A 12,858-nucleotide genomic window follows, 5' to 3' on the forward strand; every position below is an offset into this window, starting at 1 on the left:
ACGCAACGCACTGCGCAGCTGCTCGTGCCAACGCGGGCGTTTACGAGGTGGGACATGGTCCACACCACCCGGGGACCACGGATTGCACCGCAGGATCCGCCAGGCGGTCAGAACCGTCCCCTTCACCGCACCATGCCGGTCGATGGCCGTGTACCCGTAGTGCGAGCACGAGGGGTAGTAGCGGCACACCGGCCCGAGCAGCGGACTGATCGTCCACTGGTACAGCTTGATCAGGGCGAGCAGCGGGTACTTCATCGAGGCACGCCTCCCAGTAGCCGCAGCAAGGCGGCATCCAGGTCCCGGGCCAGCTCGTCGACGGCGGCATCGCCCGCTCCGGGCAGGGCCCGCACCACCACCAGGCTACCGGCGGGCAGCTGGGACAGCCGCTCGCGGACGAGATGGCGCAAGCGGCGCTTGACCCGGTTACGGACGACGGCGACGCCGACAGCCTTGCTGACGACGAAACCCGCACGCGTCGAGGGATCGATCTCCCCCGGCTCGTGCGGGTCCGTTGCACCGCTTGTACGTAGATGGACGACGAGGAGCGGGCGACCAGCCCGGCGGCCTCGACGTACCGCGCTCGCGAAGTCCTCGCGCCGCCTCAGCCGATTCTCGGGAGACAGCACGACGTCACGACCCGCGCGTTAGTTACGCGGAAAGGGCGGCGCGGCCCTTGCCACGACGGTTCGCGAGGATCGCGCGACCGGCACGGGTACGCATCCGCAGGCGGAAGCCGTGGGTCTTGGCACGACGGCGGTTGTTCGGCTGGAAGGTGCGCTTGCTCACTCGGGGGCTCCAGAGAATAAATCGTTGTGGCGGGACATCGCCTGGCTGTCACCGTGCGCCCACGAGGAAACTCGCGTGTTCGCCCGAGTGGCACCGCTAAACGATCACAATCAGTGATCTTCGCCCATCGGTAGGCAGGCGGCAGCAGCCATCGACAACTCGACCTCGTTACGGTACGCGCGGCTACGCCATCCGGTCAAACCGAGCCGACGCGGCCCCACACTGTGCACAGGCTGTGGACAACGACTTGAACCGTACCCGTCGGCCTGACTACCGTTGTCCGACCCCGGATTTTTTGTCCCGACCGTCCCAAAGAACCACACATTCGTGGGACCCCCTGTGAGAGAGCGTGCTCTGTGGCTGACGTACCTGCCGATCTTGCCGCAGTGTGGCCAAGGGTGCTCGAAAAGCTCCTCGGGGAGGGACAGCAGGGCATCGAGCCCAAGGACAAGCAGTGGGTCGAACGCTGCCAGCCGCTGGCCCTGGTCGCCGACACCGCACTGCTCGCCGTCCCCAATGAATGGGGAAAGCGCGTCCTGGAAGGCCGCCTGGCCCCGCTGATCAGCGACGCCCTCAGCCGGGAGTGCGGCCGCCCGATCCGGATCGCCATCACCGTCGACGACTCCGCCGGCGAGCCCGCGCCCCCGGCGCCCCCCGCCGCGCAGCGCGACTCGTACGAGCCCTACGGCGGCCAGCGCAGCCCCGGCGGCCACACCGGCCCCGGCGGCGACGACCAGCTCCCCGGCGCGCGCCCCGCCTATCCGGACTACCAGCAGCCGCGCCCCGAGCCCGGCGCCTGGCCCCGCGGCGGGCAGCAGGACGAGTACGGCTGGCAGCAGCCGCGCCTCGGCGGCTTCCCCGAGCGCGACCCGTACGCCTCCCCGCAGCCGGGCTACCTCCAGCAGCCCGAGCCCTCGGGCTACGACCAGGGCGGCTACGAGCAGCAGCAGTACGAGCAGTCCCCGTACGAGCCCCAGCAGCCCCACCAGTCGCACCAGCAGCACCAGTACGAGCAGCAGCAGTACGAGCAGCCCGCCTCGCGGCCGTCCCCGGGCCGGCCCGCGCCGCCCCCGGCCCCGTCCGGCGGCTCCACCTCGGGCCCGCTCGAACCGACGGCCCGTCTGAACCCGAAGTACCTCTTCGACACCTTCGTGATCGGTGCCTCCAACCGCTTCGCGCACGCGGCCGCGGTGGCCGTCGCCGAGGCGCCGGCGAAGGCGTACAACCCCCTCTTCGTCTACGGGGAGTCGGGCCTCGGCAAGACGCACCTGCTGCACGCCATCGGGCACTACGCGCGGAGCCTCTACCCCGGCACCCGCGTGCGCTACGTGAGCTCCGAGGAGTTCACCAACGAGTTCATCAACTCGATCCGCGACGGCAAGGGCGACGCGTTCCGCAAGCGCTACCGCGAGATGGACATCCTGCTCGTCGACGACATCCAGTTCCTCGCGAGCAAGGAGTCGACGCAGGAGGAGTTCTTCCACACCTTCAATACGCTGCACAACGCCAACAAGCAGATCGTGCTCTCCTCCGACCGGCCGCCCAAGCAGCTCGTCACCCTGGAGGACCGGCTCCGCAACCGCTTCGAGTGGGGCCTGATCACCGACGTCCAGCCGCCCGAGCTGGAAACCCGTATCGCGATCCTGCGCAAGAAGGCCGTCCAGGAGCAGCTCAACGCCCCGCCGGAGGTGCTGGAGTTCATCGCCTCCCGCATCTCGCGCAACATCCGCGAGCTGGAGGGGGCGCTGATCCGGGTCACGGCCTTCGCGAGCCTCAACCGGCAGCCGGTCGACCTGGGCCTCGCCGAGGACGTCCTCAAGAACCTGATCCCGGGCGGCGAGGACAGCGCGCCCGAGATCACCGCCAGCGACATCATGGCGGCCACCGCCGACTACTTCGGCCTCACCGTGGACGATCTGTGCGGCTCCTCGCGCAGCCGCGTGCTGGTGACCGCCCGGCAGATCGCCATGTACCTGTGCCGGGAGCTCACGGACCTCTCACTGCCCAAGATCGGGGCGCAGTTCGGCGGCCGCGACCACACGACCGTCATGCACGCGGACCGCAAGATCCGCGCCCTGATGGCGGAGCGCCGGTCCATCTACAACCAGGTCACCGAGCTCACCAACCGCATCAAGAACGCCTGACACCGGCTCGACTGAAGGGGCTGCGCGCGGGCCGGACGAGGGCCATACGAGGGCTGAGCGAGAGCCCGCAGGGCCTTCCCAAACGCATCCAGAGGGCGCTCCCGGACCACTTCGGGGGCGCCCTTCTTCGTGCGCGCGCCCCTGACCTGTTCGAATACGCCCCCAACGGAGCAAGTCATCCACAGATTGGGGGACTTTCTTCCGTCCACACCCTGGGGACGGTGTCCACAACCCACAAGGCTGTCCACAGGGCCCCGGAGTGAGGCACCATCAGAGCTGGTCAGACCCCTGTGGAATTGTGAGCAAACGTAATCCACAGCCTGTGGACAAGGATTTCGTCCACAGGGCCGTCCCCGGCGTTGTCCACCGCCGACCCACAGGGTCGCGCGTCCTGTGCACAGGATCAGACGACTTACCCACACCGTTGTCCACTGTTCGGCAACATCGGTGCCCATCTCACCGCCCCGAGTGAAAGCCGTCACACGGAAGTAGACGTTTGGGCTGTGGAGTACCGGGGGAAAGCTGGGGACACACCTGTGGAGTAGTCGGGGTCACCTGGGGATAGCCTGTGCAGAAATAACTGTTCTCCACAGAGACACCGTGTTGTCCACCGGTGTCACCCACAGGGTGTGGGGATAAAAAACGCGGGGTGACCTGCGAGAACGGGGTTATCCACCGTTTCCACAGGCCCTACTACTACCCCCATAGAGAGTTAGCTCGGATTCGGTTTTCAAGCAGGACCTGTGCACAACTCGGTGGGCGGCCCTCCCCGACACCTCGCTCCCGACTTGACCGCCAGCAGCGACGACTGTCGGCGCCGTACGTCAGACTGGTCCCCGGCATCGGTCGAGGCATCGACGAGCCGACGACGAAGGCCGGCAGACGAGCGAGCAACAGCAGGAGGCGGTTCCGGTGAAGATCCGGGTGGAGCGCGACGTACTCGCGGAGGCAGTGGCTTGGGCCGCTCGTAGCCTCCCGGCCCGGCCGCCGGTGCCCGTTCTCGCGGGCCTGCTGCTGAAGGCCGAGGAGGGCACGCTGTCCCTCTCCGGCTTCGACTACGAGGTCTCGGCCCGCGTCTCGGTCGAGGCGGACGTCGAGGAGGACGGCACGGTCCTGGTGTCCGGCCGGCTGCTCGCCGACATCTGCCGCGCCCTCCCCAACCGGCCGGTGGAGATTTCCACAGACGGTGTACGGGCGACCGTGGTCTGCGGCTCCTCGCGATTCACACTCCACACCCTGCCTGTGGAGGAATACCCGGCGCTGCCGCAGATGCCGACCGCCACCGGCACCGTGCCCGGTGAGGTCTTCGCCTCCGCCGCCGCCCAGGTCGCCATCGCCGCCGGCCGCGACGACACGCTGCCCGTGCTGACCGGCGTCCGCATCGAGATCGAGGGCGACCGCGTCACCCTGGCCTCGACCGACCGCTACCGCTTCGCGGTCCGCGAGTTCCTGTGGAAGCCGGAGGACCCGGCGGCCTCGGCCGTCGCCCTGGTGCCCGCCAAGACGCTCCTGGACACCGCCAAGTCCCTGACCAGCGGTGACACGGTCACCCTGGCGCTGTCGGGCTCGGGCTCCGGCGAGGGCCTCATCGGCTTCGAGGGCGCGGGCCGCCGCACCACCACCCGTCTCCTCGAAGGCGACCTGCCGAAGTACCGCACGCTCTTCCCGACGGAGTTCAACTCCGTCGCCGTGATCGAGACCGCCCCGTTCGTCGAGGCCGTCAAGCGCGTGGCCCTCGTCGCCGAGCGCAACACCCCGGTCCGCCTGAGCTTCGAGCAGGGCGTACTGATCCTGGAGGCCGGCTCCTCCGACGATGCACAGGCTGTGGAGCGCGTCGACGCGAAGCTGGAGGGCGACGACATCTCGATCGCCTTCAACCCGACCTTCCTGCTCGACGGCCTGAGCGCGATCGACTCGCCCGCCGCGCAGCTCAGCTTCACCACCTCCACCAAGCCTGCGCTGCTCAGCGGCCGCCCGGCTGTGGATGCCGAGGCGGACGAGGCGTACAAGTACCTGATCATGCCGGTGCGCCTCTCCGGCTGAACCCGTCCCCGTCGGGCCCGGTCTCGCAGGCTGCGGGGCCGGGCCCGACGGCGTCCACAGGGGCCCGCCCAGGGTCCGCCCGGCCGCCGGCCCGGAGTGCCCGTGGGGCCGGGCGGCACGGCCCGGCGTAGGCTCGGGGCCGGGGGTGTCCCCGGGTAGCAGGGGAACCCCGGCACAGACGGCCACAACGCTTAAGGAACCACCTGATGGAGCTTGGTCTCGTCGGTCTCGGCAAGATGGGCGGCAACATGCGCGAGCGCATCCGCCGCGCAGGCCACACCGTCATCGGATACGACCGCAACCCGGACCTCGCCGATGTCCACAGCCTGCAGGAGCTTGTGGACAGCCTGCAGGCCCCCCGCGTGGTGTGGGTGATGGTCCCGGCCGGCGCGGCGACCCAGTCGACCGTGGACGAGCTCGGCGAGCTGCTCTCGCCCGGCGACATCGTCGTGGACGGCGGCAACTCGCGCTGGACCGACGACGAGAAGCACGCCGAGGAGCTGGCTGCCAAGGGCATCGGCTTCGTGGACTGCGGCGTCTCCGGCGGCGTGTGGGGCCTGGAGAACGGCTACGCGCTGATGTACGGCGGCGACAAGGAGCACGTCGCCGCGGTCCAGCCGGTCTTCGACGCCCTCAAGCCCGAGGGTGACTTCGGCGCCGTGCACGCGGGCAAGGTCGGCGCGGGCCACTTCGCGAAGATGGTCCACAACGGTATCGAGTACGCCATGATGCAGGCCTACGCCGAGGGCTGGGAGCTGCTGGAGAAGGTGGACTCGGTCACCGACGTCCGCGAGGTCTTCCGGTCCTGGCAGGAGGGCACGGTCATCCGTTCCTGGCTGCTGGACCTGGCGGTGAACGCCCTGGACGAGGACGAGCACCTGGAGCAGCTGCGGGGCTTCGCCCAGGACTCGGGCGAGGGCCGCTGGACCGTCGAGGCGGCGATCGACAACGCCGTCCCGCTGCCCGCGATCACCGCGTCGCTGTTCGCGCGCTTCGCCTCGCGCCAGGACGACTCCCCGCAGATGAAGATGATCGCCGCGCTGCGCAACCAGTTCGGCGGCCACGCGGTCGAGAAGAAGTAGCACCCACAGCAGAGCTCCACAGCTCCACAGCTCCACAGCTCAAGAGAGCAGATCAGCAGGAAGCCGGGGGAGGTCGGCGCCGTATGCATGTTTCGCATCTCTCGTTGGCCGACTTCCGCTCGTACGCCCGGGCCGAGGTTCCCCTCGACCCGGGCGTCACGGCTTTCGTGGGTCCCAACGGCCAGGGCAAGACGAACCTGGTCGAGGCGATCGGCTATCTGGCGACCCTGGGCAGCCACCGGGTGTCCGCGGACGCCCCGTTGGTACGCATGGGCGCGGACCGGGCGATCATCCGGGCCGCCGTGACCCAGGGCGAGCGCCAGCAGCTGGTGGAGCTGGAGCTGAACCCGGGCCGGGCGAACCGGGCCCGCATCAACCGCTCCTCGCAGGTCAGGCCGCGGGACGTGCTGGGGATCGTACGCACCGTGCTGTTCGCCCCGGAGGACCTGGCCCTGGTGAAGGGGGACCCGGGGGAGCGGCGGCGGTTCCTCGACGAGCTCGTGACGGCGCGCTCGCCGCGCCTGGCGGCGGTGCGCTCGGACTACGAGCGGGTGCTGAAGCAGCGCAACACCCTGCTGAAGTCGGCGGCGATGGCGCGCCGGCACGGCGGCCGCTCGATGGACATGTCGACCCTCGACGTCTGGGACCAGCACCTCGCGCGCGCGGGCGCGGAGCTGCTGGCGCACCGCCTCGACCTGGTCGCGACCCTGCTGCCGCTGGCGGACAAGGCGTACGAGCAGCTCGCGCCGGGCGGTGGCCCGCTGGGGCTCGCGTACAAGTCGTCGGCGGGCGAGCCGGTGGACAGCGGCGAGGCCCGGACCCGGGAGGCGCTGGCCGAGGTGCTGCTGGCCGCGCTGGCCGAGGTGCGCAAGCAGGAGATCGAGCGGGGCGTGACCCTGGTGGGCCCGCACCGGGACGACGTGCTGCTGCGGCTCGGGGAGCTGCCGGCCAAGGGTTACGCGAGCCACGGGGAGTCGTGGTCGTACGCGCTGGCGCTGCGGCTGGCCTCGTACGAGCTGCTGCGCGCGGAGGGCAGCGAGCCGGTGCTGATCCTGGACGACGTCTTCGCGGAACTGGACGCGCGGCGCCGGGAACGGCTGGCGGAGCTGGTGGCCCCGGGCGAGCAGGTGCTGGTGACGGCTGCGGTGGACGACGACGTCCCGGATGTGCTGGTGGGTGCGCGGTTCGGGGTGTCCGGCGGTGAGGTGACCCGGCTGTGAGCGACCAGGGCAAGCAGGAGAAGGAACCGCGCAGGGCGCCCGAGCCCTCCGGGGTGGACCTGGCCCGCCAGGCACTGGCGGCAGCGCGCGAGCAGGCGCGGGCCCGCGGCAACGCGGCGGGCGGGAAGAAGCGGCAGCCGAACCCCGGACTGCGCTCGGGTGCGCGGGCGGACGGCCGGGACCCGATGCCGCTGATGGCCGCGCTGGACCGGCTGCGCACGGAGCGCGGCTGGGAGATGCCGATGGCGGTCGCGGGCGTGATGGAGCGCTGGCCGGAGATCGTCGGCCCGGAGATCGCTGCGCACTGTGAACCGGAACGCTACGAGGACCGTGAACTCCTCGTACGGTGCGACTCCTCGGCGTGGGCGGCGCAGCTGAAGCTGCTGGCCCCGCAGCTGGTGGCCCGGCTGAACGCGGACCTCGGCCAGGGCACCGTACAGATGATCAAGGTCCAGGGGCCGGGCAGCCGCCCGAAGCGGTACGGGCCGTGGCGTGCGCCGGGCAGTACGGGTCCGGGCGACACGTACGGATAGCCCCGGATCGCGTGGCGTCCCTCACGGTAGCGGGAGGTTGACAGCCCGAAGCGCTGGACGCCCGTGTGAGCCTCTTTGAGCCCCTTCCCGGATATGGGGAGTCGGAGAGAGGAGGTTCAGGGCGGCACATGCGGACTGAGGCACCGGCAAACCCCCATTCATGTCCGTGGTACCGGTAGACTGAAGCGAATCCCGCCCGCTTGCGGGATCTAGCTGATACACGCTGACAACGCAGATCGACGCAGCCGCTCCTGCTTGCATGCCTGCTGGCCCGGAGTACGGCCTGTGCTGTGCCAGAAAGGGCGCTTCGTGGCCGATTCCGGCAACCCCAACGACAACCAGTCCACAGCCGGCGAGAAGGGCGAGGTCACCACCTCGTACGACGCCAGTGCCATCCAGGTCCTCGAGGGCCTGGACGCGGTCCGCAAGCGGCCCGGTATGTACATCGGCTCGACCGGTGAGCGCGGGCTGCACCACCTCGTCTACGAGGTGGTGGACAACTCGGTCGACGAGGCCCTGGCCGGGCACGCGGACACCATCGACGTCACGATCCTCGCCGACGGCGGGGTGCGCGTGGTCGACAACGGCCGCGGTATCCCGGTCGGCATCGTGCCGTCCGAGGGGAAGCCGGCCGTCGAGGTCGTCCTGACGGTCCTGCACGCGGGCGGCAAGTTCGGCGGCGGCGGCTACGCCGTCTCCGGCGGTCTGCACGGCGTCGGCGTGTCCGTCGTGAACGCCCTGTCGACGAAGGTCGCGGTCGAGGTCAAGACCGACGGCTACCGCTGGACCCAGGACTACAAGCTCGGTGTCCCGACGGCGGCCCTCGCGAAGAACGAGGAGACCGACGAGCACGGCACGACGGTCACCTTCTGGGCCGACGGCGACATCTTCGAGACGACCGAGTACTCCTTCGAGACGCTGTCGCGGCGCTTCCAGGAGATGGCCTTCCTCAACAAGGGCCTGACCCTGTCGCTGACGGACGAGCGCGACTCGGCGAAGGCGACGATGGGCGCGGACTCCGCGGAGGAGTCCGACGACAACCAGGCGCGCACGGTGAAGTACTACTACGAGGGCGGCATCGTCGACTTCGTGAAGTACCTGAACTCGCGCAAGGGTGAGCTGATCCACCCGACCGTCATCGACGTCGAGGCCGAGGACAAGGAGCGCATGCTCTCGGTCGAGATCGCGATGCAGTGGAACTCGCAGTACACGGAGGGTGTCTACTCCTTCGCGAACACGATCCACACGCACGAGGGCGGCACGCACGAGGAGGGCTTCCGTGCGGCGCTGACGGGTCTTGTCAACCGCTACGCGCGTGACAAGAAGCTGCTGCGGGAGAAGGACGACAACCTCGCCGGCGAGGACATCCGCGAGGGTCTGACGGCGATCATCTCGGTGAAGCTGGGCGAGCCGCAGTTCGAGGGCCAGACGAAGACCAAGCTGGGCAACACGGAGGCCAAGACCTTCGTGCAGAAGGTCGTCCACGAGCACCTCAACGACTGGTTCGACCGCAACCCGGTCGAGGCCGCGGACATCATCCGCAAGTCGATCCAGGCGGCCACCGCGCGCGTCGCGGCCCGCAAGGCCCGTGACCTGACGCGTCGCAAGGGTCTGCTGGAGAGCGCCTCGCTGCCGGGCAAGCTGTCCGACTGCCAGTCGAACGACCCGACCAAGTGCGAGATCTTCATCGTCGAGGGCGACTCGGCCGGTGGCTCCGCGAAGTCCGGCCGCAACCCGATGTACCAGGCCATCCTGCCGATCCGCGGCAAGATCCTGAACGTCGAGAAGGCCCGTATCGACAAGATCCTCCAGAACACCGAGGTCCAGGCGCTGATCAGTGCCTTCGGCACGGGTGTGCACGAGGACTTCGACATCGAGAAGCTCCGCTATCACAAGATCATCCTGATGGCGGACGCCGATGTCGACGGCCAGCACATCAACACCCTGCTGCTGACCTTCCTGTTCCGCTTCATGCGGCCGCTGGTCGAGGCGGGGCACGTGTACCTGTCGCGCCCGCCGCTGTACAAGATCAAGTGGGGTCGGGACGACTTCGAGTACGCGTACTCCGACCGCGAGCGCGACGCCCTCGTCGAGCTCGGCAAGCAGAACGGCAAGCGGATCAAGGAAGACTCGATCCAGCGCTTCAAGGGTCTGGGCGAGATGAACGCCGAGGAACTGCGCGTCACCACCATGGACGTGGACCACCGCGTGCTCGGCCAGGTCACCCTGGACGACGCCGCGCAGGCCGACGACCTGTTCTCGGTGCTGATGGGTGAGGACGTCGAAGCGCGACGCTCCTTCATCCAGCGCAACGCCAAGGACGTTCGCTTCCTCGACATCTGAGTCGGCTCAGCTGACCGCCTGAAAGGACTTCTGACCAGCAATGGCCGACGAAACCACCCCCACTGCCGAGAACACCGAGGAAGAGCAGCCCGTACTGCGGATCGAGCCCGTCGGGCTCGAGACGGAGATGCAGCGCTCCTACCTCGACTACGCGATGTCCGTCATCGTCTCCCGCGCGCTGCCCGACGTGCGGGACGGCCTCAAGCCGGTCCACCGCCGCGTGCTGTACGCGATGTACGACGGCGGCTACCGGCCCGAGAAGGGCTTCTACAAGTGCGCCCGCGTCGTCGGTGACGTCATGGGTACGTACCACCCGCACGGCGACTCCTCGATCTACGACGCCCTGGTCCGCCTGGCCCAGCCGTGGTCGCTGCGGATGCCGCTGGTGGACTCGAACGGCAACTTCGGCTCCCCGGGCAACGACCCGGCGGCCGCGATGCGCTACACCGAGTGCAAGCTGATGCCGCTGGCCATGGAGATGCTCCGGGACATCGACGAGGAGACCGTCGACTTCACGGACAACTACGACGGCCGCAACCAGGAGCCGACGGTCCTGCCGGCGCGCTTCCCCAACCTGCTGGTGAACGGTTCGGCCGGCATCGCGGTCGGCATGGCGACCAACATCCCGCCGCACAACCTCCGCGAGGTCGCGGCGGGCGCGCAGTGGGCGCTGGAGCACCCGGAGGCCTCGCACGAGGAGCTCCAGGACGCGCTCATCGAGCGGATCAAGGGTCCGGACTTCCCGTCCGGCGCCCTGGTCGTGGGCCGCAAGGGCATCGAGGAGGCGTACCGCACCGGTCGCGGCTCCATCACGATGCGCGCGGTGGTGGAGGTCGAGGAGATCCAGAACCGCCAGTGCCTGGTGGTCACGGAGCTTCCGTACCAGACCAACCCGGACAACCTGGCGCAGAAGATCGCCGACCTGGTCAAGGACGGCAAGATCGGCGGCATCGCCGACGTCCGCGACGAGACCTCCTCGCGCACCGGCCAGCGCCTGGTGATCGTGCTCAAGCGCGACGCGGTCGCCAAGGTCGTGCTGAACAACCTGTACAAGCACACCGATCTGCAGACCAACTTCGGCGCGAACATGCTGGCGCTGGTGGACGGGGTGCCGCGCACCCTGTCGATCGACGCGTTCATCCGCCACTGGGTGCAGCACCAGATCGAGGTCATCGTCCGGCGCACGAGGTTCCGCCTGCGCAAGGCGGAGGAGCGGGCGCACATCCTGCGCGGCCTGCTCAAGGCGCTGGACGCGATCGACGAGGTCATCGCCCTCATCCGGCGCAGCAACACGGTCGAGATCGCGCGCGAGGGCCTGATGGGCCTGCTGGAGATCGACGAGATCCAGGCGAACGCGATCCTGGAGATGCAGCTGCGCCGCCTGGCGGCGCTGGAGCGGCAGAAGATCGTCGCCGAGCACGACGAGCTCCAGGCCAAGATCAACGAGTACAACGCGATCCTGGCCTCGGAAGAGCGCCAGCGCTCGATCGTCAGCGAGGAACTGGCCGCGATCGTCGAGAAGTTCGGCGACGACCGGCGCTCCAAGCTGGTGCCCTTCGACGGTGACATGTCCATCGAGGACCTGATCGCCGAAGAGGACATCGTCGTCACGATCACCCACGGCGGCTACGTCAAGCGCACCAAGACCGAGGACTACCGCTCGCAGAAGCGCGGCGGCAAGGGCGTGCGCGGCACGAAGCTGAAGCAGGACGACCTGGTCGACCACTTCTTCGTGTCCACCACGCACCACTGGCTGCTGTTCTTCACGAACAAGGGCCGCGTCTACCGGTCCAAGGCGTACGAGCTGCCGGACGCCGGCCGCGACGCGCGCGGGCAGCACGTGGCGAACCTGCTGGCCTTCCAGCCGGACGAGAAGATCGCCCAGATCCTCGCGATCCGCGACTACGAGGCGGCGCCCTACCTGATCCTGGCCACCAAGGGCGGCCTGGTGAAGAAGACGGCGCTCAAGGACTACGACTCGCCCCGCTCGGGCGGTGTCATCGCGATCAACCTCCGGGAGACCGAGAGCGGTAGCGACGACGAGCTGATCGGCGCCGAGCTGGTGTCCGCCGAGGACGACCTGCTGCTCATCAGCAAGAAGGCGCAGTCGATCCGCTTCACGGCGACCGACGACGCGCTGCGCCCGATGGGCCGTGCGACGTCGGGTGTGAAGGGCATGAGCTTCCGAGAGGGTGACGAACTCCTCTCCATGAGCGTTGTCCGGCCGGGTACGTTCGTCTTCACCGCGACCGACGGCGGTTACGCCAAGCGGACGCCGGTGGACGAGTACCGCGTCCAGGGCCGTGGCGGCCTGGGCATCAAGGCCGCCAAGATCGTGGAGGACCGCGGGTCGCTCGTAGGGGCGCTCGTGGTGGACGAAACGGACGAGATTCTCGCCATCACGCTCAGCGGTGGTGTGATTCGTACGCGAGTCAACGAAGTCAGGGAGACCGGCCGTGACACCATGGGCGTCCAGCTGATCAACCTGGGCAAGCGGGATGCCGTGGTCGGTATCGCGCGCAACGCCGAGGCCGGTCAGGAAGCTGACGAGGTCGACGAGGCCGAGACAGAGATCGGGACCGAGGCGGCCGTCGAAGGACAGGCCGCCGAGGCCGCCGAGGGCGCCCAGCCCTCGGCTGGGGAGCACGAGGAGTAAGCGTGAGTGGAGCCACGGGCGCCGGACCGGCACAGACTGGCGCGAACGGTG

General features: G+C 69.0%; 9 protein-coding genes and 1 pseudogene. 7 read left to right on the top strand and 3 right to left on the bottom strand.

What is annotated here, in order from left to right:
• From yidD to rpmH, 3 genes and pseudogenes are all read right to left on the bottom strand, one after another.
• A pseudogene (yidD, locus tag AB0M99_RS19240) lies at positions 1 to 255 on the bottom strand (membrane protein insertion efficiency factor YidD); the annotation flags it as partial.
• Positions 252 to 626, bottom strand: a complete 375-nt coding sequence (rnpA, locus tag AB0M99_RS19245) for a ribonuclease P protein component (RefSeq protein ID WP_365921880.1) — start codon at positions 624 to 626, stop codon at positions 252 to 254. The gene rnpA and the pseudogene yidD, both read right to left, overlap by 4 nt.
• A gap of 22 nt (positions 627 to 648) precedes the next feature.
• The gene (rpmH, locus tag AB0M99_RS19250; protein WP_008741645.1) at positions 649 to 786 is read right to left on the bottom strand and encodes a 50S ribosomal protein L34; all 138 of its coding nucleotides are present in this window, start codon (positions 784 to 786) and stop codon (positions 649 to 651) included.
• A 356-nt stretch (positions 787 to 1,142) separates the two neighbouring features.
• On the opposite strand from rpmH, the gene dnaA reads away from it, so the two are divergent.
• The 7 genes from dnaA to gyrA all read left to right on the top strand — a co-directional run bounded on the left by dnaA (position 1,143) and on the right by gyrA (position 12,807).
• Positions 1,143 to 2,930: a chromosomal replication initiator protein DnaA gene (dnaA, locus tag AB0M99_RS19255; RefSeq protein ID WP_365921882.1), complete on the top strand. Its 1,788-nt coding sequence runs from the start codon at positions 1,143 to 1,145 to the stop codon at positions 2,928 to 2,930.
• 912 nt (positions 2,931 to 3,842) lie between these two features.
• Positions 3,843 to 4,973, top strand: a complete 1,131-nt coding sequence (dnaN, locus tag AB0M99_RS19260; protein WP_365921884.1) for a DNA polymerase III subunit beta — start codon at positions 3,843 to 3,845, stop codon at positions 4,971 to 4,973.
• Positions 4,974 to 5,179: 206 nt separating this feature from the next.
• Positions 5,180 to 6,055, top strand: coding sequence for a phosphogluconate dehydrogenase (NAD(+)-dependent, decarboxylating) (gene gnd / locus AB0M99_RS19265; protein WP_365921886.1), 876 nt, complete (start codon positions 5,180 to 5,182; stop codon positions 6,053 to 6,055).
• 83 nt (positions 6,056 to 6,138) lie between these two features.
• On the top strand, positions 6,139 to 7,275 hold the full coding sequence (gene recF, locus AB0M99_RS19270; RefSeq protein ID WP_365921888.1) for a DNA replication/repair protein RecF: 1,137 nt from the start codon (positions 6,139 to 6,141) through the stop codon (positions 7,273 to 7,275).
• The gene (locus AB0M99_RS19275; RefSeq protein WP_365921890.1) at positions 7,272 to 7,808 is read left to right on the top strand and encodes a DUF721 domain-containing protein; all 537 of its coding nucleotides are present in this window, start codon (positions 7,272 to 7,274) and stop codon (positions 7,806 to 7,808) included. Before recF ends, AB0M99_RS19275 begins: the two co-directional genes overlap by 4 nt.
• A gap of 285 nt (positions 7,809 to 8,093) precedes the next feature.
• Complete coding sequence (gene gyrB, locus AB0M99_RS19280; protein ID WP_365921892.1) at positions 8,094 to 10,151, top strand: DNA topoisomerase (ATP-hydrolyzing) subunit B; 2,058 nt, start codon at positions 8,094 to 8,096, stop codon at positions 10,149 to 10,151.
• A gap of 40 nt (positions 10,152 to 10,191) precedes the next feature.
• Complete coding sequence (gyrA, locus tag AB0M99_RS19285; protein ID WP_365921894.1) at positions 10,192 to 12,807, top strand: DNA gyrase subunit A; 2,616 nt, start codon at positions 10,192 to 10,194, stop codon at positions 12,805 to 12,807.
• The last annotated feature ends 51 nt before the right edge of the window (positions 12,808 to 12,858 follow it).

The organism is Streptomyces sp. NPDC051183 (genome assembly GCF_040682455.1).
Lineage (GTDB): Bacteria > Actinomycetota > Actinomycetes > Streptomycetales > Streptomycetaceae > Streptomyces.

Coding starts and splice junctions, on each gene's coding strand:
- gnd (WP_365921886.1), top strand. CDS start 5,180: ATGGAGCTTGGTCTCGTCGGTCTCGGCAAGATGGGCGGCAACATGCGC.
- recF (WP_365921888.1), top strand. CDS start 6,139: ATGCATGTTTCGCATCTCTCGTTGGCCGACTTCCGCTCGTACGCCCGG.
- gyrA (WP_365921894.1), top strand. CDS start 10,192: ATGGCCGACGAAACCACCCCCACTGCCGAGAACACCGAGGAAGAGCAG.